Here is a 26944-nt window from a genome sequence, read left to right as displayed (position 1 = left end):
CCACCCGCGCGAATGCGGTGTTCAATTTAGCTAATCGATTAGCTAAACGATTAGTCGGCCCTTGAAGGCCGTTTTCTGGAGGAAATGCCATGTACACCAAGCGGGCTCTGTTCGAATTGGGTGTCACCGGCGCCGATTTCACCCAATCCGAACGGGAAAGGCTCGATCGGGATGGGTTTTTCGTGCGGCCGGGCTATTTTTCGACCGCCGATTGCGCCGAGATGGCAGCGGAGTTCGACCGTCTCTCCGCACTGGAGGGTGACCGGGGTGGCCATGAGGTCCATGTCGAGCCCGGCGCCCCGCGCGTCTCCAATATCTTCAACAAATCATCGGCCTTCGATCGCTGCCTGGAAGCCAGGCCGGTGCTGGCCGCCGCGCATTACCTCTTGGGCGAGATCAAGGTGCATGGCGCCAATCTGCGCGAGCCGGCCAGGGGCCAGGGGCACCAGGACCTCCATGTCGACGTGCCGAAGCATTTCCCGGAGGACTGGTGGGTCCTCAACGTCATCATCACCTTCGACGACATGCGCCGCGACAACGGCCCGACGCGCGTCGTGCCCGGCTCGCATCACTGGCCGCCGCTCAATGTCGCCGCCGTAAACCGCTTCGACTGGTCGCCGGATTCGCTCAGCGAGGCCGAGAAGGCGATGCTGCCCGACGACCTCGCCACCTCCTTTCCCGGCGAGGTGCTGGTGGAGGCGCCGAAGGGCTCGCTCATCATCTGCAATTCCGCCATCTGGCACGGCGGCACGCGCAACCTTTCCGGCGACCGCCGCCGCGTGCTGCACCTCACCTATACCAGGCGCGACCTGCCGCAGCAGCTGGTGCAGCGGCAATATCTGACGGAAGCGACCTATAACCGCCTCGGCCCCGTCCACCGCTATCTCCTCGACATCGAGCCATTGCCCGATGGCGCCGCGATCCTGCAATCGGCCAGAGCGCCGGGCACGACCAACGATTGGTGGCGGTGAGGGGCCGCCAGCCATGACCACGATGCGGGACGTGGCGGCGGCGGCCGAGGTCTCGGTGGCGACGGTCTCGGCCTTCGTCACGGGCAAGCGCTATGTCAGCCCGGAACTGAAGGCCCGCATCGAACGCGCGATCGAGGATCTCGGCTATCACCTCGACGGCGTCGCGCGCAGCTTGCGCAAGGGCTCGAGCGATCTCGTCGGCCTCGTCATTCCCGATATCGGCAACCCGTTCTTCACCGAATTCGTGCGCGACGTGGAGGCGCTGGCGCGCGCCCAGGGCTTCGCCACCATGCTGGCCGACAGCCATTTCGACGTCGCGACGGAACTCAGGATGCTCAACCTGATGCGCACCCAGCGCGTCGACGGCATCATCCTCTGCCCCGCCGGCAATGCCGCCGATTATGCCCATCGCCGCTGGCCGCAGGACCCGCCCATCGTGCTGGTCGACAATGTCTGGGCCGGCGCCCCCTTCGATTCCGTCAGCCTCGACAATGCGGCGGCGGGACAGGCGCTTGCCCGCCACCTGCTCGAAGCCGGCCATCGCGCCATCGCCGTGATCGCGGGTCCCAGGGGCAACAGCACCAGCGACCGGCGCCTCGCCGGCATCGCGGACACCCTGCGTTCGGCCGGCATCGCCCTCGAGGAGACGCGCCTGCGCCACGCCGATTTCCGCGAGGCAGGCGGCTACCGGGCGGCACGGGAGATATTGGCCGCTTCGTCGCCGCGCCCGACCGCCTTCCTCGTCGCCAACAACAACATGCTGATCGGCGCGATGCGCGCGTTGCATGATGCCGGGCTCCGCGTGCCCGACGACATTTCGGTCGCCTCGATCGACGATTTCCCCTGGGCCGAGGCCTTCCGCCCCGCCCTCACCGTTGCCCGCCAGCCGGTCGCGGAATTCGCGGCGCAGGCCTTCCATTTGCTGCGCCGCCGCTGGTCGGGCGAAGCGCCCGGCGCCCCGCAAGCGATCACCCTCGCCCCGGAACTGGTGGTCCGGGAATCCGTGGCGCGGAAGTCGTACGTCGGTACCTGACAGGTGCGCGAAGCAGTGCTAAGACCACCGGCAATTCGGTTGGCAAAGGGAGGCGGCGGTGGCGGGACGATTGGCAGGCAAGGTGGCGCTCATCACCGGGGCGACCTCGGGGATCGGCAGGGCGATTGCCGAGAAATTCGCGGCCGAGGGGGCGCAGCTTTTCATCACCGGGCGTAACGAAGCCGAGGGCAATGCCGTTGCCAAGGCATTGAAGGCGGTATTCGTGCCGGGCGACGTGACGGCGCCGGGACTGGCCGATTCGCTGGTGGCGCAGGCGGTCGCAACCTTCGGCCGGCTCGACATCCTCGTCAACAATGCCGGCATCATCCATCGCGGCAATGCGCTGGAAACAAGTGACGCCGATTTCGCCCGCGTCATGGAGGTGAATGTCAACGCCCCCTTCCGCTTTGCCCGCGCCGCCATCCGCCAGATGGTGAAGCAGTTCGAAGAGGACGGGCGCGGCGGGTCGATCGTCAACATCGCCTCGGACTGGGCGGTGGTGGCGGGCCTCGGCGAGCTTGCCTATTGCACCTCGAAGGCGGCCATCGTGCAGATGGGCAAGGCGATGGCGGCCGATCACGCCAAACAGGGCATCCGCGTCAACGCGGTCTGCCCCGGCGATGTCGAGACGCCGATGCTGCTGGGCGGCATTCTCCACCGCGGCGATACGGCCGAGGAAGGCCTCAAGAAGAATGGCGCGGCCATTCCCATGGGCCGGGTCGGCCAGCCGCGCGAGATCGCCGCGGCCGTCGCCTTCCTGGCCAGCGACGAGGCCAGCTTCATCACCGGCACCTCGCTGCTGGTCGATGGCGGCAATACGGCGGTATGAACCATGCCGGGGCGGAACGACCAGACGATCCGCATCCAGCGCCTGACTCCGGATGACGCCGACCTTTTCCGCACGATCCGGCTGGAGGCGCTGCGCACGACCCCGCTCGCCTTCTGCGCCAGCCATGATGTCGAGGCGGCGGAACCCGCAGCGGCATTCGCTGGACGACTTCAGCGCAATGCCGTGTTCGGCGCCTTCGCCGGTGACGACGTCATCGGGATGGCCGGGTTTTCCCTCTCGGAGAAGAACCCGGGCCGGGGTCTGGTCTGGGGCATGTATGTGCGGCCGGACCGGCAGGGGCAGGGCATCGGCGCCAGGCTTCTGGCGGCGGTGATGGATCATGCGCGCGACCTGGTCGAGACCCTTGGCCTCAGTGTCGTCGCCGAGAATGACGGGGCGCGGGCGCTCTATGAGCGCCACGGCTTCCGGGAGACCGGCAGCCAGTCGCGGCACTTGCCGGATGACGGTCGCATGATCCGCGAGATCCTCATGGACTTGAGCTTGCGGAGCTGAGCTGGTGCCGCGCAGGATTGGCACGGGTCCTGCGTGCAAGTTGGGGAACCCAGACCTGGAGATCCTGCCGTGACGCGCCTTTTGCAGACACTTGCCTGCCTGCTGTTCCTCGCGGTTCCGTTCACGGCTGCGGCCGATTCCCTCCCGCCCGGTGTGACCCTCAAGAGAAATGTCGCCTATGGGCCGGATGACGACCAGAGGATGGACATCTATCTGCCGGCGAATGCCGCCAATGCGCCCATCCTGCTGATGGCCCATGGCGGCGGCTGGAAGCGCGGCGACAAGGCGATGGACCGCGTGGTCGACAACAAGCTGGCCCGCTGGGCGCCCAAGGGGATCATCTTCGTTTCGGTCAATTACCGCATGCAGCCGGAAGCACCACCCCTGACCCAGGCCGAGGATGTGGCGCGGGCCCTGGCGGCACTCCAGAAAATGGCGCCCGAGATCGGCGGCGATGCCGACAATGTCGTGCTGATGGGGCATTCGGCGGGGGCGCATCTGGTCATGCTGCTGAATTCCGATCCGACCCTGGCGACGGCACAGGGCGCGAGGTTGTGGAAGGGCACGGTGTCGCTGGATTCAGGCGCGCTCAACGTGCCGGCGATCATGGAAAAGCGCCATTTCAAGCTCTATGACGAGGCCTTCGGCGATGATCCCGCAGCCTGGGAAGCCGCCTCGCCCTATCATCGCCTGAAAGGCGCGGTGCCACCCGCCCTCATTGTCTGCCGCGAGGGAAAGAGCCCCTGCCTCGAAGCCCGCGCCTACAACGCCCGGGCCAAGGGTATCGGCAACAGCGTCGAGATCCTGCCGCAGGCCAAGACGCATGGCGAAATCAATTCGGAACTGGGCCTGCCCGGCGCCTATACCGAGGCGGTCGAGGCCTTCCTGCGCCGCCTCGGCTGGACGCTTTAGGCGCCCTATTCCTGCGGCGCGAAGGGATCATAGGTGCCGAACGACCAGAGATGGCCACCGGGATCGCGCACCGAATATTCCCGCGCGCCATAGGGCGTGTCGGCCAGCGGCCGCACGATCTCGGCCCCGGCTGCCCGCGCCCGCGCATAATGTTCCTCGATGTCGGCGATCTGCACATAGGTCCCCGCCCGCGCATCGGCCCAGGGATTGGCTGGATCCGGTTTGCCCAACGACCCCAGCATGACCATGGCGCCGCCCAGGCGCAGTTCCGCATGGGCGATGCTGCCATGCTCGCCCTCGGCCACCATATGCTTCGAGAAGCCGAAGACCCTTTCCAGCCAGTCGATCGCCGCCGGGGCGTCGTCATATTTGAGGGCGGGATAAATTTTCGTCTCGCTCATGGGACCTGCCTCCCTGTCGTTGTCATCATCGGAACGGCAACAGTCTAGGCAGCGGCCGGTTGCCGGGTCTTGGACGGAATTTTCCCTAATGGGCCATCGGGCGGCGGGCGGCGAGATATTCGCCAGGTGTGGTGCGGGCGAAGGCGCGGAAATCGCGGTTGAAATGCGCCTGGTCGCAATAGCCGGCAATGTCGGCCAGTTCGGCGAGGGAGCGGCCCTTCGCATCCTCCAGCAAGGCCAGCATGCGGTTGAAGCGCAGAATGCGCGCAATCACCTTGGGCGGCAGGCCGGCTTCCGTCCGGAAGCGCTGGATGAGGCGCTTGCGGCTCCACCCCAGATCCGCGGCGAGATCGCCAATGGCGGCGCGGCCATGGCTGCGCCGGAGGCGGCGGATGGCCCAGGTCACCTCGTTCTCCGGCGCATGCGGCGCAAGGCGTGGGAGCAGCCAGCCATCGACCAGCGCAAAGCGCGCCGGCCAGTCAGGCGTACCGCGCAGGCGCGCGACCAGGTCGAGGACATCGGGGCCGAGGAGATCGGCAAGATCGCAGGTGCGGTTGGCAAGTCCCTGCATGTCCTGACGGGCGAGATGATGCAGCGCCAGCGGCGTCAGATTGATCTGCAGGCATGCAGCATCGCCGCCCGACCAGGTGGTGGCGATGCCGTCATGGAGGCCGGCGGTGAAGGAATCGAACGCCTGCGGTGCGCCCCAGGGCACGTCCGGCGCGCCGATACGCCAGCCGGGTCCCAGATTGAGGATGACCGGCACCATGATGACCGGCAGTTGCGGCCGGAAGACCGGGGCGGCCGACCATTCGCGCCAGCCCTGGTAATCGCCGATGACGAAGGCGGCCAGGCGCGGATCGGGCACGCGGGTCGCGGCCTGCCAGCGATGGCCGGGGCTTTCGCCCGCGCTGTGCCGGACTGTGTCTGGGACAGGCTTCGTCACAATGCCTCGTCCACCAGGATGACATGGAGATGCTTCGGCCCGTGGGCGCCCATGAGGAGGACCTTGCCGATATCGCCGCTGCGCGAGGGGCCGGTGACGAAGTTGATGGTGCGCGGCAGGCCGCCATCGGCATCGCGTACGATGCGGGCAAGAGCCTGCTCATAGGTACCGACGATCTGGTCGCGGCCGATCACCACCACATGATGGTCGGGCAGGAAATGCAGCGTCGTCGGCGTCTCGGCCGAGGATTGCAGCACCAGGGTCCCGGTCTCGGCCACCGCCGCCACCGCGGGGGTGACGCTGGTCGCATCCATGCCATGGGAACGGCCGGTGGCGGTTTCCAGCAGCGGCGCGTTGGCCCAGGGCAGGTCGGCGATGCGCCGGTCGGGGGCGAGGCGTATCTGCGCCGGCGCGTTCCGGGCGGTCAGATAGCGGGCAACAGCCGCCGGCACATCGGACCTGCTTGCCACAACCTCCAGCGTCGCCTTCGCCTCCAGCACCTGTCGGTGGAAGAGATCGACAACATCAATGCCGGGTGCCGTCGCGCGCGCCGGGATGACGGGGATGGGCTTCGCCGGCGGTGGCGCGCCGCGGCGGCGATCCGCCTGGCGCGCCATGCCGGCGCGAATGCCAGCCAGCATGCGTGCGCGTCCCGTATCCGGTCGCGGTTGATCCGTCATGAGCGCGCCCGCCATTGTTCCTGGAAGGTGCGACCCTGCGGCGCCGGCAGGTCGCGGTGCCGGGTCCAGCCGGCGGCGAAGGGGGCGGATTTCAGGCGACCTTGCCCGCGGGCGAGCAGATGGAGCCCACGCGCCGCAAGCCGTGCCGCCAGGCGGTAGAGCCATGGCCGCCGCGCAAAGAAGGCCCAGAGACGGATGAGGCGGCGCTCGGGCATCGGCGCGATGGCGCCCGCGAATTCCCTCTCGCGCCAGTGGCGCAGCATCTTCGGGATCGGGATGCGCATGGGACAGACGGATTCGCAGCGCCCGCAGAGCGTCGAGGCATGGGGCAGCGGCTTGGCGTTCTCGATGCCGTTGAGCGCCGGGTTGAGCAGCGATCCGATCGGCCCGGAATAGACCCAGCCATAGGCGTGGCCACCCACCGAATGATAGACCGGGCAGTGATCAAGGCAGGCGCCGCAGCGGATGCAGCGCAGCATCTCCTCGAATTCGGTGCCGAGATAGGCGGAGCGGCCGTTATCGAGCAGGATGACGTGATACTCGCCCGGCCCGTCGAGATCCGCCGCGCGGCGCGGCCCGGCCGAGAAGGTGACATAGACGGCCAGTTCCTGCCCCGTTCCGGAACGCGGCAGCAGGCGCAGCAGCGTCATCGCATCATGCATATCCGGCACCACCTTTTCGATCGAGGCGAGCACGATATGGATGCGCGGCAGGGTCTGGGTCAGGTCGCCATTGCCCTCATTGGTGACGATGACGCTGGCGCCCTCGTCGGCAATGAGGAAATTGGCGCCAGTGATGCCGACATCGGCCTTCAGAAATCCCTCGCGCAGGTGCGCGCGGGCTTCGGCCATGAGGGCGGCCGGATCGTCGAGGTTGCGCGCGGGATCAAGCCCGTCATGCGATTTGCGGAAGGTTTCCTCGACCTGGGCCTGGGTCACGTGGAGCGCGGGGCCGATGATGTGGCTCGGCGTCTCCCGGCGCAGCTGGATAATGTATTCGCCGAGATCGGTCTCGATCGGTTCGATGCCATTTGCCTCGAGGAAGGCATTGATGCCGATCTCCTCGCCGATCATCGACTTGCCCTTGGTGACGGTCCTGGCATCGACACTGCGGCAGATCTCCAGCACCCTGGCGCGTGCGCTGCCGGCATCGGGGCACCAATGCACATGGCCGCCGCGCGCCACGACCGATTGCTCGAATTGCAGCAGATACTGGTCGAGATGGGCGATGACATGGTTCTTGAGGTCGCGCCCGGAATTGCGCAGGCGCTCGAATTCCGGCAGTCGCTCAATCGCCCGGGCACGGGTCGGGATGGAATGCTCGCGGGCGATGGCGAGTGCCTCCTGCAGCGAGGCGTCGTGCAATGCCGTCGCGGCATTCGCCTTGAACGCGTTGCTGTCGTGAAGAACGGTCATTTGCCGCCAACCCCGGAATCGCCCATCCGGGAATCGCCTGTCCCGGATTCCCCGATGGCCGGTTGCGCGGTCATGCCGGCCAGCACCTCGGCCACATGCCGGACGGCGATGGTAGAACCGGCACGCTTCAGCTTGCCGGCGAGGTTTAGCAGGCAGCCGAGATCGCCGGCCAGCAGCAGATCGGCCCCGGTCGCCCTGATGCAATCCACCTTGCGCTGCGCCATGGCGTCCGAGACATCCGGAAACTTGACGCAGAAGGTGCCACCGAAGCCGCAGCAGGCTTCCGTCTCGGCCATTTCGGCGAGGCTCAATTCACGCACCTGGGAAATAAGGTCGCGTGGCGCCTCCTTCACCTGCATTTCGCGGAGACTGGAGCAGGAATCGTGATAGGTGGCGCGCGCCGCCACTTGCGCATCGATGCGCAGACCGCGCGCGGCGAGGTATTGCGTGAGTTCGAAGACGCGGTCGGCGAGCGAGCGGGCGCGCGGGCCCCAATTCATGTCATCGGCCAGCAGTTCGGGGTAGTGCCGTTTCAGCATGCCGGCGCAGGAGCCCGACGGCACGACAATAGCGGGATGGGCTTCGAGCGCCAGGATCGTCCCTTGCGCGATGGCCATCGCGGATTCCCGATCGCCGGAATTGTAGGCGGGCTGGCCGCAGCAGGTCTGGCCCGGCGGCACCACGACCTGGCAGCCGGCATCCTCCAGCAGCTTGACCGCGGCAAATCCGATCGACGGGCGGAAAAGATCGACGAGGCAGGTCACGAAGAGGGCGACCGTGTCGACTTTGCTGCTGGGCTGGCTGGTCAAGGGCGGGCCCTTATGTCTACTGGAGGGAACTCACGACATCGGTCACGTCGAGAGTCTTGCGCGCCGCGGCTGCCACAGGCAAGAGCAGATACCAGCGGCCGGGGCTTTTCATGGCGCCGGCGAAACGAAGCGCCTCCTCGCCGCTGCCCCAGAAGAAATCGCCGCGCACCGGCCCCTTGATGGCGGAGCCGGTATCCTGCGCCAACATCAGGCGGCGCAGCGGATCGCCGCGGCGATAGGGCGGATGATCGATCGGCCAGGTGGTGTCGAGCCAGAGCGGCAAGCCCAGCGGCACGAAGGCGGGATCGACCGCAAGGCTGCGCCCGGCGGTCAGCGTCACCCCCATGGCGCCGATCGGCCCATCCTTCACCTCGCGGAAGAAGATGAAGCGCGGGTTTCGGTTCATCAACTCGCGCCCCTTTTCCGGATTGGCGCGCAGCCAGTCGCGGATCGACTGCATCGAGGCCGACGAGCGCTCGATGATGCCTTCCTCGATCATCAGCTTGCCGATGGCGACGAAGGCATGGCCGTTATTGCCGGCATAGCCGACCCGCATCATGCCACCGTCATTGAGTGTCACCACGCCGGACCCCTGGACCTGCAGGAAGAAGGCATCGACCGGATCCTTGAGCCAGAGGAATTCGAGGCCACGCCCCTTGAGGCCACCCGCCTCGATTTCGGCGCGGGTCAGATTGGTGCCACCCTCCGGCGCGCGATAGAGCGGATAGCGGTGCGCCGCGTCCGGCGCGCGGGCCGCCGTGATCTCGGCCTCGTAATAACCGGTGAAGAGACCCTGCTGGCTGCTCTCATTTCCTGCGTCATTCTCTGCCACGAAGGGCACGAACCAGCGCTCGAAGAAGGCACGCGCCCGCAAGGTATCGACGGCACCCATCTCCCGCGCGGCGGCGCAGGGCGCCTGCCAATCGGCCGCGGTGCCGCCGAGGCCCTCGGGACCGATCGGTTCCGTGGGTGCCTTCTTGCCGATCACCTGGCAGGATTTCAGGAAGGCCGGCAGGGTGCCGTCGAGGGCATCGTCCTCCCAGCCGGGCAGCATGGAATAGGCGGCGGGCCGCAGTTTGAGGCCGCTGGGCGTCGGTGGTGGCGCGCAGCCGGCCAGGGCGAGGGCGAGAGCGCCCAGCGACAGCGCGGCCAGGAAGGGCCGGCACCGATACCGCTTGCGCTCATCCCCGATCATCCCCTGCATCCCCCGATGCTCGCTCTCCTGATGCGGTCGAAAGGCCCGGAATGCCCTAGGCCGGGCTCTGTGTCGCCACGAGTTGCCAGTTGGGATCGCGCGAGCGCGAGTCGCGGGCGAAGGTCCAGATATCGACCAGCGTATCGACACGGGTCGGATCACCGTCGATCACCTGGCCGGCGGCGTCCTCGGTGACGTCGATCTGCTCGCTGGTGAATTTCAGCGTCACCAGGGCCTGCGAACCCTTCAGCGCCGCCTCGATGATCTCGACATGGGTGATGCCGACCAGATTGGTCTTCAGGCGATGACCCTGCCGGCGACGTTCCTCGATGGCGGCGGTGAAGCTCTGCAGCACCTCGGGACCCAGCAGCGGCTGCAGCGACTTCGCGTCGCCCTCGGCGAAGTTCATCAGGATCATCTCGAAGGCGATCTTGGCGCCGGCGACGAAATCGACCGGATTGAAAGCCGGATCGGCGCGGCGGATGGCCTCCAGCCCGTCGCGCAGGCTTTGCGGGGCCGCCGCGATCTCGGCTTCCAACTGGCGGCGGTCGCGGGGTTGCATCGCGGCACCCGGGCCGGTCGGTTCGGGTCGCGTCTCGACGGGGCGCAGATTGGGGCGCCCATCGGGCCGGCGACTGCCGATCTGGATCGGCGCCTCCGGCTCGTCGCGTTCGATGGTGCGGCCGCGCTGGGGCGCCTCGCCCTCGCCGGCCTTGTCCGGCCGGGACCGGCGGGCAAAGGGGTCGATCTGGCGTTCGTGGCCGGTGCGGCGCCCCAGGATGGAATAGAGCTTCCAGCCCAGGATGACGGCAACGATGGCGAAAAAGACGATGTCGAGATGCTGCAAGAAGCCAAATCCTTGGTTATGCGCCCATGGTTACCCGCCATGAGCCCGGGGGGCTGCTGGACCTGCCCCATCCCATGCGCTAAAGCCTTGATCCGGCATTCTACATAGGAAGAGCGCCGCATGTCAGCAAGGCATCGTCGCCATCCGGCCGGTGGCGCGGAACTTGCTGGCCAGAACGCCGGGTGAGCGGCCCGGGCGGGGTCGCGGGCGAGGGGTAAGGGCATGATTCCAGGGAATATCGACCGATGACGCGCCTCCTCGCCATCCTCATCCTGTTCCTGCCGCTGCTGGAGATCGCCGGTTTCGTGGTGATCGGCGGGCGCATTGGGCTGGGTTTCACCCTGCTCTGGGTGCTGGCGGCCGCCCTGGGCGGCATTGCCCTCATCCGCCAGGGCGGGCTCAACGCCGTCACTAAGCTGCAACTGGAGATGCGCGAGGGGCGCGAGCCCGGCCACAGCCTGATCGACGGCGCGGTCCTGGTGGTGGCCGGGCTGCTGCTGGTGGTGCCGGGCTTCGTCAGCGATTTCCTGGCCCTGGTCCTGCTGCTGCCCTGGACGCGGGGTCTTCTGCTGCGGCGCATGGCGCACCATTTCGAGACCCGGGTCTATACCGGCAACCGGCAAGCCGGCCGGCGCACCACCATCATCGAAGGCGAATTCGAGGTGGTAGAGCCGGAAAGCGGCAATCAGGCGGAGCCACGCCGCACCGGGACCGCCGGAACCGACTCACCCTGGCGCAAGCCGCCGCAAATCATCGACCTCACGGCAGACGATTCATCGAAAGACCAGAAGACATGATCCTGATTCGCCACGGGCAATCCGAATTCAACGCCCATCACGACCGCACCGGGCGCGATCCCGGCATCCCGGATCCGCGCCTGACATCCCTCGGCCGGCGCCAGGTGACGGATGCGGCGACGCGCCTCAAGGACCATCCGACACCCTTGAAGCGCGTGCTGACCAGCCCCTACACCCGCGCCATCGAGACGGCCGAGATCGTGGCCCGCATCCTCGACCTGCCGATCGAGGTAGAGCCGCTGGTGCATGAGCGCGCCTTCTACCAATGCGACATCGGCAGCCCGCGGAGCCACTTGGCCCAGACCTGGCCGGCCCTTGCCTTCGAACACCTGCCGGAGAAATGGTGGCCGGACCTTGATGAAACCCACGAGCAGGTGGAAGAGCGCTGCGTCAATTTCCAGGCGCGTGCCGCGGCGATGCCGGACTGGCCGCATGTGGTGGTGGCGAGCCACTGGGCCTTCATTCTGCAACTGACCGGCCATTCGGCGCAGAACGCGGAACTGGTGCCCTTCGACCCCACCCGCCCGCGCCGCGTCAGCAAGACGGGATGACATCGGCAGGATGACCCGGCCCGAACTGGAAACCGAACGCCTGCGCCTGCGACCGATGCAACGCGATGATGCCGCGGCGCTGCACGCCTGGCTCTCCGACCCCCTCGTCATGCGCTACTGGTCGACCCTGCCGCATCGCGACCTCGAGGAGACCGTGCGCTGGGTGGAACTCAGCCTCCAGGAAGGTGCCGCGGGTCGCGCCCGGGACTATGTCGTGCTGAAGGGCCAGACGGTGATCGGTCGCGTCGCCTTTTGGCAGGGCAACGAGATCGGCTTCTTCTTCGGGCCGGAACATCAGGGGAGGGGATATGCCGCCGAGGCCCTGGCCGCCTTCTGCCGCTTCGGCTTCGACCAGCTGGGCTTCGACGAGATCCGCGCCGATGTCGATCCCGACAATGCGCCGAGCCTCCGGGTGCTGGAACGCCTCGGCTTCGTCCGCACCGGCTTTGCCGAGAAGACCCTGGAGATCGGCGGCAAGTGGTTCGACAGCGTCTACCTGACGCTGGCGCGCCGCTAGAACGTCTCGGACCAGGGCCTGAGGTCCAGTTCCTGGGTCCAGGCGTTGCGCGGCTGCTTGTGCAGCGTGAGATAAGCGGCGGCGATGGCCTGGGCCGAGAGCAGCTTGTCTCCCTCGCCGGCATTGCGCGGCGTCGCAATGCCGCCATCGATGACGATATGGGCGACATGGATTCCCTTTGGCCCCAATTCGCGCGCCATGCTCTGGGCAAGACCGCGCAGCGCGAACTTGCCCATGGCGAAGGGCGCCGAGCCGGCGAACCCCTTCACCCCGGCGGTGGCGCCGGTAAAGAAGATCGAGCCCGCCCCCGCCTTCAGCATCAACCGCGCCGCCCCCTGCCCGGTCAGGAAGCCGGCCAATGCATTGTTGCGCAGCGCCAGTTCCGCTTCCTGCGGGTCGATCTCCGCGATCGGGCCGCGAGCGCGGTAGCCGGCATTGAAGACGACCAGTTCGGGAATGCCGAAATCGCGCTCGGCCACGCTGAACAAGCGGTCGACGGCCTGGGCCTCGCCGGCATCGCAAGCCATGGCGCGGGCTCCCAGTTCAGCCACCAGGGGGGCGAGCTTGGCAATATCGCGCGCCACCAGGACCAGCTTCATGCCGTCGGCGGCACAGGCCCGGGCCAGGGCTGCGCTAAGGCCGGCACCGGCCCCGACGATGATCGCATAACGGCTCATGTTTCCCCCGATCTGCCGCTGACAGGCTGCGGCAGATTGCCCCTGCACGCGAAGCGCAGATTGCCCATGCGCGCGAAGCGCAGATTGCCCATGCGCGCTGAGCATGGTCAAGCGGGCGCGCAGCCGACCCGCCTGTGCGGCGGTTGAAGGGGCGGCTAGCCGGTTGCCAAGCGCCGGGAAGGGTGATAGCGGAACCGCAACCCATTTCCAGGAGCACCAGGAGCAGTAGAATGGCTGAAGAGAACAAGGCCGGTACAGCCGGTTCCGACCAGAATCAGGCGCAGAATCAGGGCGAAGCCGGCCCGGCGCTGGTTGTTTTGCACCAGTTCCTGAAGGATTTCTCGTTCGAGAACCCGCTGGGTGCCGATACCCCCCAGGGCATGACCGAAGCGCCCACCGGCATGATCCGGGTGGACGTCAAGGTGAAGCCGCTGACGCCCCCCGATATCGAGGTGACGCTGTTCCTGTCGGTCGATGCCAAGATCGGCGAGAAGTCGGTCTATCTGGTGGAATGCGAATATTCGGGCTCGTTCCGCCTCGGTCGCGTGCCGCAGGAGCATGTGCTGCCGCTGGTGATGATCGAGGCGCCGCGCCTGCTGTTCCCCTTCGCGCGCCAGTTCATCTCGAATGCGGTGCAGGCCGGCGGCTTCCCGCCGCTCCTCATCAACCCGATCGACTTCGTCGCGCTCTATCGCGACAAGCGCGAGGAATTGCTGAAGCAGGCCGAGGCCCAGAAGGCGGCGCAGGGCGCCGCCACAATCGGCAACGCCTGACCGCCGCGCGGCAGCGCCGCAGATGGCTGGGGGTGACAAGATCGGCCGACGCGGCCTCGGTGCCGACGAATTGGCCCTGTGGCAGGCCGTCGCCAAATCGGTCACCCCGCTGAAGCGCCGGCGCCGCAAGAAGGCGCCGGCAGCGACAGAGCCGTCACCCGCACCGGAAAAGAAGGCCGCCGCGCCGCCGGCGAAACGCCCGAGGGCCAGCAAGGCACCGGCACCGCCGCCGACAGCGAAGACACCAGCCGTCAAACCGCCCGCCCCCCTCATCACTGCGCCGGGGCCGCTCCCCGGCATCGACAAGCGCCAGGCCGAGCGATTCCGTCGCGGCCAGATTCCGATCGAGGGCCGGATTGACCTCCATGGCCGCACCCAGGCCGAGGCCCATGACGCGCTCCACCGCTTCATCGAGCGTGCCCACAAGGCCGGCAAGCGGCAATTGCTGGTGATCACCGGCAAGGGTGCGATGAAATCTGAAGGCGGCATTCTGAAGGCCAACGTGCCGCGCTGGCTCAACGAGCCATCGCTGCGCCGGCATATCCTCGCCATCTCCGAGGCGCGCCCCGAACATGGCGGTGCCGGCGCGCTCTATGTACTGCTGAAGCGGGAGAAATAGGGCCTATCTTCTTCCCCTTGGCCGCTTCGGCGTCGGGCGCGGTCGCGGCGCGGGACGTTTCGCCAGGATCTTGGCGCCGGATTTGCCGCCCTTTGCCGCCCATTCGATGATGAAGGCGAAGAGTGCCCTGAGACCCAATGGCTCGCCGCCATCGGGGCGGCCGGCGCCCTTGCCCTGGGTCCAGCCCCAGGTGTCGATATGGAGCCATCGGGTCGCGGGGCTGACGAATTCCTGCAGGTAGAGCGCCGCGGTGATGGCGCCGGCGAAACTGCCGGGCTCGCAATTGGCGATGTCGGCCACCTTGCTGTCCAGCATCTTGCGATAGGGCTTCCACAAGGGCAGGCGCCAGAACGGGTCACCCTCGTTGCGGCCGTGGCGCAGCAGCGCCTCGGCGAGATCATCGTCATTGGCAAAGAGCGCCGGCAGATCCGGGCCCAGCGCCACGCGCGCGGCACCGGTCAGCGTCGCCATGTCGATCATCAGATCCGGCTTGTCGTCATCGGCATCGGCCATGGCATCGCAGAGGATCAAGCGCCCCTCGGCATCGGTGTCGTTGATCTCGACCGTGATGCCCTTGCGGGTCTTCACCACGTCGAGGGGGCGGATGGCATTGCCGGAGACGGAATTCTCCACCGCCGGAATCATCACCCGCAGGCGCAGGGGCAGGTCGGCCTCCATGATCATCTGCGCAAGCGCCAGCACGGTGGCGGCACCGCCCATGTCCTTCTTCATCATCATCATGCCGCCGCGCGGCTTCAGATCGAGGCCGCCGGTGTCGAAGCAGACTCCCTTGCCGACCAGGGCCAGCAACGGCAGCTTGTCGCCGCCACCCTTCTTGCTGGCGGGGCTTTTCCAGACGATGTCGACGAGGCGCGGCGCGCGCGGCCCCGCGGTCGCGGCGGCGCGGCCGACCGCGTGGATGGTGGGATAGTTCTGCTTCAGCAGGTCGTCACCCATCACCTCGCGATAGCCGGCCCTGTGGGCGCGGGCAATGTCATGCGCCGCTTTGGCGAGGTCGGCCGGCGCCATGTGCTCGGCCGGCGTGTTGATGAGGTCGCGGCCGAGTGCGATCCCGCGCACGATCCGTTCGACCGCGGCACGATCGGCGCTTTTCGGCCAGACCAGATGGGCAAAGGTTTTCTTGTCGCTGCGGTAGCGGGCGAAGCGGTAGCAACCCATGGCCCAGGCGAAGGCATGGGCGTCGCATTGCGCCGGCGTGAGGTCGTCCTCGATCAGGGCATAATTGCCTTCGGGGAGGGCGGAAGGCAGGGCGGCCAGCGACCAGCGGTCGATACCGGGTTCGGCGCCAGCAAGGATATGGGCCTGACTCTGGGTCCGAATCTGGCCCCGGGCGGTGTCGCCGCCGGCCCCGGCTGCTGCCGGCAGCAGCAACCAGGAGCCGGGTTTGGCGCTGAAGCCGGAGGCCTTGATCCAGGCCTGCAGGGCGGCCGGGCGATCCTTCAGCCAGGCTGCGAAGGTCTTGTCGGTAAGCACCAGGATGCGGGTGGGTCGGGTGGCGCGGGCAATCAGATGGTCGAGCACGATGGCTTTCCTCGGGGGTCTGGCATTGGAAGCTGGTATTGGAAGCTGGCGTCGATGGTTCCTGGAATGGATGGTCGCAGCACGGATTTTAGCGGGGCTTTGCCGGCCAGGATAGTTGGCAAGAAGGTACAATTGCCTATGATGTGAAGGTGCGCGAGGTATTTGCGGCGGATAGCCCCGACGGAAAATGAGGGGAGGGAGTGCGAGCGCGATGTCGAGATTGACCCTGATCCTGGGCAACAAGAATTATTCCTCCTGGTCGCTGCGCGGCTATCTCGCCGCCAAGGCGAGCGGACTGCCCTTCAAGGAGGTGGTCATCCCGCTGCGCATGGGCGACACCAGCAGCCGCATCCTGGCGCATTCGCCCTCGGGCCGGGTACCGGCCCTGGTCGACGGCGACATCGTGGTTTGGGAGAGCCTCGCCATCTGCGAATACCTGGCCGAACTGGCGCCAGAGGCGGGCCTCTGGCCAAAGGATCGCGCCGCGCGGGCCCACGCCCGGGCCATCTCCGCCGAGATGCATGCCGGTTTCGCCAGCCTGCGGCGCAACCTGCCGATGGACATCACCCATGACCGCCATGCGGAATCGCGCGCCCATTTGGCCAAGGAGGACATCGACCGTGTCCTCGCCATCTGGCATGACACGCGCGCACGCTTCGGCGAGAAGGCGGCGCACGGCACCGGTCCCTTCCTCTATGGCGGCTTCTCGGCTGCCGATGCGATGTATGCGCCGGTGGCGACGCGCTTCCGCACCTATGGGGTACGCCTTGATCCACAGGCCGCCGCCTATTGCGAGGCGATCCTGGCCTGGCCCGCCTTCAAGGAATGGGAGGCTGCGGCCCTGACCGAGACGGCGGTGATCGAATTCGACGTGTTCCAGAAGGCCGACTGAACGTGGCGTCGCCACCGGGCAGATTTGCGGCAACCGATCCGGCCGCGACGGAACGCGGCTTCGATCCGCTGCCGGAGAATCCGGAGGTGCGGCTGCTCGAGGCGCAGATTGCCGAGGCGGAGGCGAATATCCAGGCCGCGGCAAGCGTGCCGCCGGGAGCGGCACTCCTGCGCTGGGCGCTGGTGGTGCCCTTCCTGTTGTGGCTGGTGATCGTCGCTGGCGCCCTCACCGGCCGGCCGCCGACAGCACCCATCGAACTCGAGAGCCTCGCCGCCGCCTGGCATATGTGGCAGGATTCCAGCCTGGTGCCGCAGCGCGGCCACGATGCCATGGGCAGCCTGCCGCCATTGCATCTCTGGGCGATCATGGCCGGCTGGAAGCTGTTCGGCCTCGGCGAGTTGTGGCCGCGGCTGCTCTCGGTGCTGGCCAGTGTCGGCACATTGTTGCTGGTCGGTCGCACCGCCCTGCAATTGTGGCCGCACCGGCGGCTGACCGAGCTATATGTCCGCATCCTGCTCATCGGGACGATCGGCTTCGCCCTGGTCACCACCATGGTACAGCCGGAGCCGCTAGCGTTGCTGTTCGCGGCGCTGGGTTTCCATGGCCTCGCACATCTCTGGCAGGGGCCGCCGCCCGGCCCCGGTCGCCGGCTGCGTTATGTCGGCTGGTGGGGCGCCTTCGCCTTTGGCCTGCTGGCAACCTTCTTCACCCAGGGCAGCACGGCCCTGTTGCTGCTGCCGCTCACCGCCCTGCTGCCGCCCTATCATGCCGACGGCATCGGCCCGCAGCTGACTGCCGGCCCGTTCAAGGGCCCGGTTCGCGGCGGCAGCCTGCGCTTCGGCCTGCGCTTCGTGCCGCATTGGCATGTCGCCCTCTTCCTTGCCACCCTGCCCACGCTCGCCGCCTGGTTCCTCTGGGCGCAGTACATGCAAGCGCAGGGCGCACAGGCCAGCCTGCTCGCCTTCGGCAACGGCTTCCTCGACCCGGCGACCGAGGCCAGCCGGCGCGAATGGTGGTCGCTGCTGCTGGTGCCGCTGCTGCTCTATCCCTGGATCTGCTGGAAGACGTTGTGGCGGGCCCTCGGGCGACAGATGCGCCAGCCGGTCGGGCGCGGCTTCCGCCTCTGCCTCGCCCTGCTCATGGCCAGCGTGATTGCCGGTCTGCTGAGCGGCTGGCAGATGCAGGGCCAGATCTGCGTCGTGCTGCCGCTGGCCCTGCTGGGTGCCCGCCTGCTGGCGACGCAGGAGATCCGCGCGCGCGACTTCCATGCCGTCGTGCCGGCTCTCTGGGCGCTGCTGCTCGGCCTCTGCTTCTTCCTGATGAACATCATCCCGACTGCGCATCTCGATGTGCTGTGGCGTGCCTTGTTCGACGTCTCGCTGCCGATCTGGCTGGGCGGCATGGGCATGACGTCGGGCCTGGTGCTGCTGGTGGCGGGCTATGGCATCGCGCAATTGTCACCCATGCAATTGCTGTCACGCACCATCCAGGTGGCGATCCTGCCGGTCCTGGTGCTGACCTCGATCAACCTGGAATTTCCCAACAACCTGCGCCAGTTCTTCGATCTGAAGCCGGTGGCGGAGCGGCTGCGCGAGTTGCAGGATGCCGGCCAGCCGATCGCCGTCTATGGCCGCTATCGCGGCGAGTTCGACTTCTACGGCCGACTCGGCGATGCACCGACCAGCCTGCCCGACGAAGCCGCCGCCCTTGCCTGGGCGCGCGCGCATCCCGCCGGCATCATCGTTTCCTACTTTGACGGTTCGCCGCTGCGCCTGCCAGCCCTGCCCTATTACCGCGGCGTCGCGCGCGACCGCTGGGTCGCGGTATGGCCGGCGAGCGCCGTGCTGGCGACCGAGGGTGGCGCGCTCGGGCAACATTTCTGACGGCATCCTTGACATCGGGCGGCGGCGATCGCGCCAGCATGCTGGCAAAGGGCCGGGACAGGTGCCGCGGCATCTGTTACATTGCTCGCGATTGAGCCGGAAATTGTGAGGTTTGGGGGCATGAGCAGCTTTACCATGGGCTTTCGCCACGTGCGCGGTCCCGAGCACCGCCGCGACAAGCGCCTGCCTCTGCCGATCTTCACGGTGATGGTCGACGGCCAGGAAGCCGACACGGTGAACTGGTCACTGGGCGGTCTGCTGATCGGCAATTACGACGGCCACCTGCTGGTCGAGATGCCGGTCGAGATTGCCATCAAGATCAAGGACGAATCGGCCGAGTTCTCGATGAAGATCAACGCCAAGGTGGTGCGCAACGATCGAACCAAGAAGCTGCTGGCGGTGAAGTTCGACGAACTGAGCCCGGCCATCTACGATTTCTTCGAGCGCGGCTTCAACCGCCGGTTCCAGCGCGCCAAGGCCTCGACCCGCTGACCCCCTCCCGCTGACCCCCTGCTGAACCGATGCCGGATATCCTGTTGCAGCACTGGACCTGGCCCGACGGCCTCGCACTCCTCTGGATGCTGCTGTTGTGGTTCGTCTATGGCCGCTTTGCCGATTTCCTGCCGCCCGACGACGTGGCGCCCAGGAACCTCAACCAGATGATGCATCACCTGCGTCGCTCCTGGATGCGGCGCATGATCGACCGCCACGACCGCATCGTCGATTCCGGGCTCACCGGCCACTCGGTGAATTCCACCACTTTCTTTGCCTCGACCTCGATGCTGATCATCGCCGGCCTCCTCGGCGTGCTCGGCAATGCGGCGGCGGCCCACGCCGTGATCCAGTCCTTCGGCTTCGTCATGCGCGCCGACATCGTCATGTTCGAGATCAAGGTGCTAGGCCTCGTCATCCTCTTCATCGTCGCCTTCTACAAATTCACCTGGGCGCTCCGGCAGTTCAATTTCGCCTGCACCCTGATCGGCGCGGCGCCGCTGGCACCGGCGGAACCGGCGACCCGCGATCGCTTCGCCGATCATGCGGCGCGTGTCATGTCATTGGCGGTGGTGAGCTTCAATGGCGGCATCCGCGCCTTCTATTTCGCCATGGCCTGGCTGGGCTGGTTCATCCACCCGGTCCTCTTCGCCATGGCGACCGGCATTGTCGTGCTGGTGCTGCTGAAACGGCAATTGAAGAGCCGCAGCCAGCAGAGCGTCGCGGAATATTACGACGCCAGCTGGCGGTAGTGTCGCACCGAATTTGCCATCAGTGACGCGGCTACGTCACGAATTTCTTTAATGGCCCCTGAACGAACTGTCCTGGCTTCCAACCGCCCAGAATGCGATCTAACAAGAAATTGTCTAATGCGCTGGCTCCGATTCCTACCGCCATTCCCAGCCCACCAGGAATGGCAGCCTCAATACCGACGCCGACTCCAGTGGCTATTAAGAAACGCGCAGATTTTGCAGGTAGTTTTGTAAGCCAAGTTTGCTCTGCCGTTCTCGTCAAATACTCCGTCACTAGGTCGATGCTCGGATTACTTGCTTGCAACCACGATCTAAATGACCGCGACTTCCTAAGGATTGGCATAAAGTCGTGAAATGATTGTTCTCGAGAATTAATACATTCGCGAATTGCAAATGATCCACCGATTGTCATTTGTTGAAATGAAGAAATCTGCCGAGAGTTTCGCTCACGCTTTTCCTGAATGTTGTGAATCCGGTTTGAAAAAAGACTTGAGGTAAGTGCACCAGTTGCTAATTCTGACACGTGAAAGGATGCTAGTACCGTGTCACAGTATGCTTCGAATGCGCTAGAAAGTATTTTTGATTCTGTAACTTTGCCACCGGTAAGCTCGCTAAGCTTAGAGAACGGAATATTACTGTCGATACGGTAATCATCACGCTCCCGCAGCCATCTAAAATAAAGATTCGGCGGAAGCTGGATATAGGGGGCCGTATGCAGAATGGTACTTATCGCAATTGGGGAGCCATATTCTCGATTCTTGAGTTCATCCACGAAAGCGTTAAATGGGTTACTATTTCCAAATGCGCAGTTGATTAGCTTTTCGTGAGGGACTCTTTTGATCAATTGCGCCTGATCATCTTCGTGAATTTTTAGAACGTTAGTCTTCCCGTTGAGGGCACGATCAAATAGTTCATCGGGGGAGTATTCTCCCCTGCCCTGATGACCAACTAGGCTAGTTAGTATCGGCTTATAGGTTTGGGTGTTGCCTTTAGTACGAGTCTCTATGGCGGGAAGATCCGTGAGAAAAGACAAAAGCAAGCTCCCCTCGTCGATCAACTCGACAATATTGTCGATTCCCATTCCGTCGACGAGTTGTCTCAGAATTCGTTGATCAGCAAAGAGATGGACTTGCCGATAAAACAACAGTGCTTCAGCGATCGCCCCCAGATCCAACTGATCTTCCGACCTCATCGCTTGGCGAAAAATTATATTCTCGAACACTGCACGCTCCACCGCAGGACTGGCAGAAGCCTAGCCACTGATCGCGCTGGTAGCAATCTATGGTAGAGTGACTTTTTCTACAAATTAGAAGTATAGAAGCACGTTTCCGCTCTTCGCCCCGTCAAATAGTATTCGCTTCAATGTTTTAACCCTGCGCCGCCGTGCCACCCACGGTGAGCGCGTCGACACGGAGCGTCGGCTGGCCGACACCCACGGGCACACCCTGGCCCTCCTTGCCGCAGGTGCCCACACCTGTATCGAGCTTCATGTCGTTGCCGATCATGCCGACCTTGGTGAGCACGTCGGGACCGTTGCCGATGAGGGTGGCCCCCTTGACCGCCGGGCCCAGCTTGCCGTCCTCGATGAGATAGGCTTCCGAGGCCGAGAAGACGAACTTGCCCGAGGTGATGTCGACCTGTCCGCCGCCGAAATTGACGGCATAGAGGCCCTTCTTCACGCTGGCCAGGACCTCGGCCGGATCATGTTTCCCCGCCAGCATGATGGTGTTGGTCATGCGCGGCATCGGGTTGTGGGCGAAGCTCTGGCGCCTGCCGTTGCCGGTCGGTTTCATCCCCATGAGGCGCGCATTCTGCCGGTCCTGGATATAGCCCTTGAGGATGCCATCCTCGATCAAGGTGGTGCACTGGGTCGGTGTGCCTTCGTCATCGATGGTGAGCGAGCCGCGGCGGTCGGTGAGCGTGCCGTCATCGACGACCGTGACACCCGGTGCCGCGATGCGCTGGCCGAGCAGTCCGGCAAAGGCCGAGGTCTGCTTGCGGTTGAAATCGCCCTCGAGGCCGTGGCCGATTGCCTCGTGGAGGAGGATGCCGGGCCAGCCGGGACCCAGGACCACCGGCATCTCGCCCGCAGGCGCCGGCACGGAAGAGAGATTGACGATTGCCTGGCGCAGCGCCTCGTCGGCGCCCTGCTTCCAATTGCCCTCGGCGACGACGCCCTCATAGGAGACGCGGCCGCCGCAGCCGAAGGAACCGGTTTCCATGCGGCCAGCCTCCTCGACCATCACCGAGATGTTGAGCCGCACCAGTGGGCGCACATCGGCCATGCGCTGGCCGTCGCCGCGGATGATCTGGATGGCCGACCACGAGGCGGAAAGCGAGGCCATCACCTGGCGCACGCGGGGGTCCTTGCCGCGCAGATAGGCGTCGATTTCCTCCAGCAGCTTCACCTTGGCGCCGAAGGCAAGCGAGTTAAGCGGATTGTCGGGGGCGTATAACTGCCGGTTGGTGCCGACCGGGCCCACATCCATGCGGCCGTCATGGCCGGCATGGACTGCCTTCACCGTCTGCGCGGCGCGACCGAGGGCCGCCTCGGACAGGTCGCTGGCATGGGCATAGCCGGAAACCTCGCCGGCAATGGCGCGCAGGCCGAAGCCCTGGGTGGTGTCGAAACTGGCGCTCTTCAGCTTGCCGTCGTCGAAGGCAAGCGCCTCGGATTGCTCGTATTCCAGATAGAGCTCGCCGTCATCGGCGCCGTTGAGGGAATCCGCCACCAGTCGCTCGGTCTTCTTGAGGTCGAGGCCGGCACGCTCGAAGAACAACGTATCGGTGGTGGCAAGACTGGACATGGCGCGGGGCCTCCGGAAACGGGCGAAAAGGGTCGAGCCACAGATATAGGAAGTGCTGCCGCTTTGTCGAGGTTGCGGGGTGGTTCCGGGATGGTCGCCGACCCGGCCGCCCCCCGCTAGGCTGTCAGCCTGGCGATCTCGGCCAGCAGGCGCGGCAGATCGATGCGGTCGAGGCCATCACCGCCCGCTGGATTGGCACCGAGATCGAGTACCGGGATCTGCCGCGCGCCGGCCATGGCGAGCAGGCGCCGGTGCGAGGCACCCTCGGTCAGTGTCGGGTCGCCGAGGTCGATCAGGATCAGATCCGGCCGCAGCGTGCGCAGGGCCTCGAGGGCCAGTTCCGGCGTATGCACGACATTGAGGTCGAGGCAGTCCCGGGCACCCAGCGCCTCCTCGATCAGGCGGACATGGGCCGGGTTGTCATCGACATAAAGGATGCGCCGGCGCTTGCCCGGGGCCGCCGCGCGGTCGGGCGTGGCAGGGCGCGTGTCGGGAAGGCGCCGGTCGGCAGGGTGATGGCCTGGAGCTCTTGCCTCGGCAACAGGCCGGCCCGGCACCACCTGACGTGCCGCCGGCAGTTCGACCCAGAAGGTACTGCCCTCGCCAAACACGCTGCGATAGCCGATGCGGCCGCCCATCAGCTCGGTCAGGCGCTTGGCCAAAGCGAGGCCGATGCCGGTGCCCTCGATCGCCTGGGTTTCGGCGCCGAGGCGGTTGAAGGGCGTGAATAGCTCGGCCTGGCGCTCCGGCGGAATGCCCTGGCCGTTATCGGCAACGCTGATGCGCATGAAACCGCCGCCGACGTCCCGGCAGGCGATGTCCACGTGGCCGCCACGGCGATTATACTTGATCGCATTGCTGACCAGGTTGAGCAGGATTTGCCGCAACCGCACATTGTCGGCCATGACCCAGCCGGCCGCATCGGGCGCCGGCATGTTGAGCGTGATGTCGCGTGCCTGCGCCATGCGCTCGATCAGCGGCAGCACGGCGGCGATGACCTGATGCGTATCGGTCGCGTCGATCTTGAGGCCGATACGCCCGGCATCGATCTTGGCAAATTCCAGGATGTCCTTGATCAGCTCCAGGAGATGCTCGCCGCCAGCCTTGATCGAGGCCAGATAGGAGCGCTGCCGTTCGGTCACCGGCCCGGCAATCTCGGTCTCCAGCAGCTGCGCAAAGCCCAGCACGGCATTCAGCGGCGTACGCAATTCATGGCTCATATTGGCGACAAAATCCGATTTGGCGCGGTTCGCCGTCTCGGCCGCCTCCTTGGCCTGGCGCAGCGCCAATTCGTTCAGCTTCTGCTGGGTGACGTCCTGCACCGTGCCGATCGAGCGCGCCGGCCGGCCGTCGTCATCGTAGAAGGTACGGCCATGCACCTCGACATGCTTGACGCGGCCGTCCGGCATGACGATGCGATAGGTCATGTCGAAGGGGGCGTGCTCCTCGATCGCCTTGGCATAGACGCGCGCCACCCGCTCCCTGTCGGCGGGATGGATCGCCTCCTCGAAGGCGAGGTAGAAATTGCCGTCGCCCGGCCGCTCGATCTCGAGGATGGCGAAAACCTCGTCGGACCAGACCCGGCTGCCGTCCTGATGGTCGATTTCCCAGGCGGCGATCCGGGCGATCCGCTGGGCCTCCTGCAGCCGGGCCTCGCTGCGTTTCAGCGCCTGTTCGGTGCGGATCACGTCCGAGATGTCCTCGACAACGCCGATCAGGCGGTGCGGCGCGCCGCTGCGGGTGCGCGCCAGCGCCACCGTCATGCGCCCCCAAATCACGCCGCCATCCTTCCTCAGATAGCGCTTTTCCATCGTGTAGGGGCCGCGCTGGCCGGCGATCAGCGCGTTGCCTTGCTGCTCGTCCCGGGCGACATCGTCGGGATGCGTGATGGTGGCAAAATTGCGCCCCTGCAATTCCTCGGCGGAATAGCCGGTGATGTCGCAGAAGCGCTGGTTGACGCGAATGAAATTGCCGGCGAAATCCGAATAGCAGATGCCGACCGCCGCCTGCTCGAAAATGGCACGAAACAGCGAGTCGCCATCATCGCCCAACTGGGTATGGCCTTGTGTCACCTGCGCTGCTTTGGTCAATCGGGGTGTCCCATGCTGCGCCCAATTCCCTTCCGCGATGCCGGCCGCGCCGCCAGCGGCCACCGGACCGTTCAAGCTGCTGCCCGGTAATACCTTTTCCGGCGATTGGCGGCAGAGCCTTTGCGGCGATTCTTTACGTTAGGGTGCGAAATGCTAACGATCGGTTAGTCGATTTATGCGGGGCTGTATTTGTCACGGCACAAAATCTTATAATAACCCGAATTTAGTCATGGTTTCCTGTGCCGCCGCGGAGCAGCGGGAACTGCCGGCCGGCATTGCCGCGAGACGATCCTGATGGCTGAGATCGACGGGTCCGACCCTTGCCCCCTGTGCGGCCGTCCCCTGCCGGCGGGGCCGGCGACCGACTGGCATCACCTGGTGCCACGCAGCCATGGCGGCAAGGCTCAGCTGCGCCTGCACAAGATCTGCCACCAGGCGATCCATGCTCATCTCAGCGAAGCAGAACTGGCGCGCGATTTCGCCACCATCGAGGCACTCCGGGCGCATCCGGGTATCGCCCGCTTCATTCGCTGGGTGGCAAGACGGCCGGCCGACTACCAGGATCGCAGCAAATGGACACGGGCGCGCCGCGGCAGCTAGCCATTCTTGCCGGATATGGCGCGCGCGTGTAGGGTCCGCCCCAACTCGTCCAATCCTGGAGACAGCACCGCCATGCGTCCATCCGGCCGCGCCGCCAATGCCCTGCGCAATGTCGAATTCAATGTCGGCTTCAACCGCCATGCCGAGGGTTCCTGCCTCGTCAAGTTCGGCGATACCCATGTCATCTGCACCGCCTCGCTGGACGAGAAGGTGCCGCCCTTCCTGAAGGGCTCCGGCAAGGGCTGGGTAACGGCGGAATACGGCATGCTGCCGCGCGCCACCCATACCCGCGGCGAGCGTGAGGCAGCCAAGGGCAAGCAATCCGGCCGCACCCAGGAAATCCAGCGCCTGATCGGCCGCGCGCTCCGCGCCGTCACCGATCTGACCGCCTTCGGCGAGCGCCAGATCAAGATCGATTGCGACGTAATCCAGGCCGATGGCGGCACGCGCACGGCGGCCATCACCGGCTCCTATATCGCGCTCCATGAATGCTTCCGCCTGATGAAGGAGATGAACGCGATCCGGGCAATCCCGCTCATCGACCAGGTGGCGGCCATTTCCTGCGGCCTCTACAACAGCCAGGCCGTCCTCGACCTCGATTACGCCGAGGATTCCAATGCCGAGGCCGATGCCAATTTCGTCCTGACCGCGCAAGGCGGCATGGTCGAGGTGCAGGCGACTGCCGAAAAACGCGCCTTCACCGACGCTCAGTTCGCCGAATTGCTGAATCTCGCCCGCCATGGCACGGGTGAACTCTTTGGCCTGCAGCGGGCAGCCCTGGCAGCGGCTGCGGCCAGGTGATGGCGCGGCACTTCAGCGGCGGCAAACTGGTCCTTGCCAGCCACAATCCGGGCAAGCTGCGGGAAATGGCCGATCTGCTGGCGCCCCATCAGGTCGAGATCGTGTCGGCCGGGGCGATCGGCCTGCCCGAGCCGGAGGAGACGGAAACGACTTTCATCGGCAATGCGCGCCTCAAGGCCCTGGCGGCGGCTCGAGCAAGCGGCCTGCCCGCCTTCGCCGATGATTCGGGGCTCGAGGTGATGGCCCTCAACCGCGACCCCGGCATCTATTCAGCGCGCTGGGCGGGGCCGGCCAAGGATTTCGGTCTTGCCATGGGCAAGGTGCTCGCCCTTCTGGCTGGCCATCAGGATCGCCGCGCGCGCTTCGTCTCGGCGCTGGCGCTGGCCTGGCCGGACGGACATTGCGATGCCTTCGAGGGCGATATCTGGGGCGCGATCGTCGATGCGCCGCGGGGATCGCGCGGCTTCGGCTACGACCCCATCTTTCGGCCGGACGGCCACGATGTCACCTTCGGCGAGATGGATCCCGCGCAGAAGCACGAGATCAGCCACCGCGCCGTCGCTTTCCGCAAGTTCATCGCCGCCTGTTTCGGCTAGAGGC

Annotated in this window: 29 protein-coding genes; 17 read left to right on the top strand and 12 right to left on the bottom strand. The window is 65.9% G+C overall.

What is annotated here, in order from left to right; all coding sequences use genetic code 11:
* The first annotated feature begins 89 nt into the window (after nt 1–89).
* From A8950_RS10280 to A8950_RS10260, 5 genes are all read left to right on the top strand, one after another.
* Nucleotides 90–971: a phytanoyl-CoA dioxygenase family protein gene (locus tag A8950_RS10280; protein ID WP_133613554.1), complete on the top strand. Its 882-nt coding sequence runs from the start codon at nt 90–92 to the stop codon at nt 969–971.
* A 13-nt stretch (nt 972–984) separates the two neighbouring features.
* Nucleotides 985–2004 carry a LacI family DNA-binding transcriptional regulator gene (locus tag A8950_RS10275; protein WP_166645105.1) on the top strand — a complete coding sequence of 340 codons (1020 nt, stop codon included), beginning with the start codon at nt 985–987 and terminating at the stop codon, nt 2002–2004.
* A 58-nt stretch (nt 2005–2062) separates the two neighbouring features.
* Nucleotides 2063–2833 (top strand): SDR family NAD(P)-dependent oxidoreductase, encoded by a 771-nt coding sequence (locus A8950_RS10270; protein ID WP_133613552.1) that lies wholly within the window; start codon nt 2063–2065, stop codon nt 2831–2833.
* Nucleotides 2834–2836: 3 nt separating this feature from the next.
* Entirely contained in the window at nt 2837–3346 is a 510-nt protein-coding gene (locus tag A8950_RS10265; RefSeq protein ID WP_133613551.1) for a GNAT family N-acetyltransferase, read from the top strand.
* Between the two features lie 69 nt (nt 3347–3415).
* Nucleotides 3416–4258, top strand: a complete 843-nt coding sequence (locus tag A8950_RS10260; protein ID WP_133613550.1) for an alpha/beta hydrolase — start codon at nt 3416–3418, stop codon at nt 4256–4258.
* 5 nt (nt 4259–4263) lie between these two features.
* Here A8950_RS10260 and A8950_RS10255 read toward each other — a convergent pair whose 3' ends face one another.
* From A8950_RS10255 to A8950_RS10225, 7 genes are all read right to left on the bottom strand, one after another.
* Nucleotides 4264–4659 (bottom strand): VOC family protein, encoded by a 396-nt coding sequence (locus tag A8950_RS10255; RefSeq protein WP_133613549.1) that lies wholly within the window; start codon nt 4657–4659, stop codon nt 4264–4266.
* 85 nt (nt 4660–4744) lie between these two features.
* Entirely contained in the window at nt 4745–5527 is a 783-nt protein-coding gene (locus A8950_RS10250; RefSeq protein ID WP_133613548.1) for an AraC family transcriptional regulator, read from the bottom strand.
* Nucleotides 5528–5601: 74 nt separating this feature from the next.
* On the bottom strand, nt 5602–6246 hold the full coding sequence (locus A8950_RS10245) for a LutC/YkgG family protein (RefSeq protein WP_166645104.1): 645 nt from the start codon (nt 6244–6246) through the stop codon (nt 5602–5604).
* 35 nt (nt 6247–6281) lie between these two features.
* Nucleotides 6282–7700 (bottom strand): lactate utilization protein B, encoded by a 1419-nt coding sequence (locus A8950_RS10240; protein ID WP_133613546.1) that lies wholly within the window; start codon nt 7698–7700, stop codon nt 6282–6284.
* On the bottom strand, nt 7697–8509 hold the full coding sequence (locus A8950_RS10235; protein WP_133613545.1) for a (Fe-S)-binding protein: 813 nt from the start codon (nt 8507–8509) through the stop codon (nt 7697–7699). The genes A8950_RS10240 and A8950_RS10235 overlap by 4 nt, the downstream gene beginning before the upstream one ends.
* Before the next feature lie 16 nt (nt 8510–8525).
* Nucleotides 8526–9704, bottom strand: a complete 1179-nt coding sequence (gene mltA / locus A8950_RS10230; RefSeq protein ID WP_133613544.1) for a murein transglycosylase A — start codon at nt 9702–9704, stop codon at nt 8526–8528.
* Nucleotides 9705–9759: 55 nt separating this feature from the next.
* Entirely contained in the window at nt 9760–10551 is a 792-nt protein-coding gene (locus tag A8950_RS10225; RefSeq protein ID WP_133613543.1) for a Tim44/TimA family putative adaptor protein, read from the bottom strand.
* 245 nt (nt 10552–10796) lie between these two features.
* Here A8950_RS10225 and A8950_RS10220 point away from each other — a divergent pair, with 245 nt between their 5' ends.
* Genes A8950_RS10220 through A8950_RS10210 form a run of 3 tightly spaced genes read left to right on the top strand, consistent with a single transcriptional unit; the run spans nt 10797 to nt 12416 of the window.
* Nucleotides 10797–11348, top strand: coding sequence for an FxsA family protein (locus A8950_RS10220; protein WP_133613542.1), 552 nt, complete (start codon nt 10797–10799; stop codon nt 11346–11348).
* Nucleotides 11345–11899, top strand: a complete 555-nt coding sequence (locus A8950_RS10215; protein ID WP_133613541.1) for a histidine phosphatase family protein — start codon at nt 11345–11347, stop codon at nt 11897–11899. The genes A8950_RS10220 and A8950_RS10215 overlap by 4 nt, the downstream gene beginning before the upstream one ends.
* 10 nt (nt 11900–11909) lie before the next feature.
* Nucleotides 11910–12416, top strand: a complete 507-nt coding sequence (locus A8950_RS10210) for a GNAT family N-acetyltransferase (RefSeq protein WP_133613540.1) — start codon at nt 11910–11912, stop codon at nt 12414–12416.
* Here the strand turns inward: A8950_RS10210 and A8950_RS10205 are convergent.
* Nucleotides 12413–13093, bottom strand: a complete 681-nt coding sequence (locus A8950_RS10205) for an SDR family NAD(P)-dependent oxidoreductase (protein ID WP_133613539.1) — start codon at nt 13091–13093, stop codon at nt 12413–12415. The genes A8950_RS10210 and A8950_RS10205 overlap by 4 nt on opposite strands.
* A gap of 230 nt (nt 13094–13323) precedes the next feature.
* Between A8950_RS10205 and secB the strand changes: the two genes are divergently transcribed.
* The gene (gene secB / locus A8950_RS10200; protein ID WP_133613538.1) at nt 13324–13866 is read left to right on the top strand and encodes a protein-export chaperone SecB; all 543 of its coding nucleotides are present in this window, start codon (nt 13324–13326) and stop codon (nt 13864–13866) included.
* A gap of 22 nt (nt 13867–13888) precedes the next feature.
* Nucleotides 13889–14485: a Smr/MutS family protein gene (locus tag A8950_RS10195; protein ID WP_133613537.1), complete on the top strand. Its 597-nt coding sequence runs from the start codon at nt 13889–13891 to the stop codon at nt 14483–14485.
* A gap of 3 nt (nt 14486–14488) precedes the next feature.
* On the opposite strand, the gene A8950_RS10190 is transcribed toward A8950_RS10195, so the two are convergent.
* Nucleotides 14489–16027 carry a leucyl aminopeptidase family protein gene (locus tag A8950_RS10190; protein WP_133613536.1) on the bottom strand — a complete coding sequence of 513 codons (1539 nt, stop codon included), beginning with the start codon at nt 16025–16027 and terminating at the stop codon, nt 14489–14491.
* Between the two features lie 211 nt (nt 16028–16238).
* Between A8950_RS10190 and A8950_RS10185 the strand changes: the two genes are divergently transcribed.
* The 4 genes from A8950_RS10185 (at nt 16239) to A8950_RS10170 (ending at nt 20046) form a co-directional block, all read left to right on the top strand.
* Nucleotides 16239–16919, top strand: coding sequence for a glutathione S-transferase family protein (locus A8950_RS10185; protein WP_133613535.1), 681 nt, complete (start codon nt 16239–16241; stop codon nt 16917–16919).
* Between the two features lie 2 nt (nt 16920–16921).
* On the top strand, nt 16922–18802 hold the full coding sequence (locus A8950_RS10180; protein WP_133613534.1) for an ArnT family glycosyltransferase: 1881 nt from the start codon (nt 16922–16924) through the stop codon (nt 18800–18802).
* A gap of 120 nt (nt 18803–18922) precedes the next feature.
* Nucleotides 18923–19294, top strand: coding sequence for a hypothetical protein (locus tag A8950_RS10175; protein ID WP_133613533.1), 372 nt, complete (start codon nt 18923–18925; stop codon nt 19292–19294).
* 29 nt (nt 19295–19323) lie between these two features.
* On the top strand, nt 19324–20046 hold the full coding sequence (locus tag A8950_RS10170) for a DUF599 domain-containing protein (RefSeq protein ID WP_133613532.1): 723 nt from the start codon (nt 19324–19326) through the stop codon (nt 20044–20046).
* A 31-nt stretch (nt 20047–20077) separates the two neighbouring features.
* Here the strand turns inward: A8950_RS10170 and A8950_RS10165 are convergent, their stop codons facing one another.
* The 3 genes from A8950_RS10165 to A8950_RS10155 all read right to left on the bottom strand — a co-directional run bounded on the left by A8950_RS10165 (nt 20078) and on the right by A8950_RS10155 (nt 24943).
* Entirely contained in the window at nt 20078–21268 is a 1191-nt protein-coding gene (locus tag A8950_RS10165) for a hypothetical protein (protein ID WP_133613531.1), read from the bottom strand.
* A gap of 145 nt (nt 21269–21413) precedes the next feature.
* Nucleotides 21414–22853 carry a metalloprotease TldD gene (gene tldD / locus A8950_RS10160; protein ID WP_133613530.1) on the bottom strand — a complete coding sequence of 480 codons (1440 nt, stop codon included), beginning with the start codon at nt 22851–22853 and terminating at the stop codon, nt 21414–21416.
* Between the two features lie 116 nt (nt 22854–22969).
* Nucleotides 22970–24943, bottom strand: coding sequence for a hybrid sensor histidine kinase/response regulator (locus tag A8950_RS10155; RefSeq protein ID WP_166645103.1), 1974 nt, complete (start codon nt 24941–24943; stop codon nt 22970–22972).
* A 294-nt stretch (nt 24944–25237) separates the two neighbouring features.
* Here A8950_RS10155 and A8950_RS10150 point away from each other — a divergent pair, with 294 nt between their 5' ends.
* The 3 genes from A8950_RS10150 (at nt 25238) to rdgB (ending at nt 26940) form a co-directional block, all read left to right on the top strand.
* Nucleotides 25238–25543, top strand: a complete 306-nt coding sequence (locus A8950_RS10150) for an HNH endonuclease family protein (RefSeq protein WP_133613528.1) — start codon at nt 25238–25240, stop codon at nt 25541–25543.
* A gap of 72 nt (nt 25544–25615) precedes the next feature.
* A complete protein-coding gene (gene rph / locus A8950_RS10145; RefSeq protein WP_133613527.1) occupies nt 25616–26344 on the top strand; it encodes a ribonuclease PH in 729 nt (242 codons plus the stop codon).
* Nucleotides 26344–26940, top strand: a complete 597-nt coding sequence (gene rdgB, locus A8950_RS10140) for an RdgB/HAM1 family non-canonical purine NTP pyrophosphatase (protein ID WP_133613526.1) — start codon at nt 26344–26346, stop codon at nt 26938–26940. Before rph ends, rdgB begins: the two co-directional genes overlap by 1 nt.
* Nucleotides 26941–26944 lie beyond the last annotated feature (4 nt).

This window comes from Dongia mobilis (assembly GCF_004363235.1).
Taxonomy (GTDB): domain Bacteria; phylum Pseudomonadota; class Alphaproteobacteria; order Dongiales; family Dongiaceae; genus Dongia; species Dongia mobilis.
Note: the sequence above shows the minus strand (reverse complement) of the source record. Positions and strands in the feature narration are given on the sequence as shown.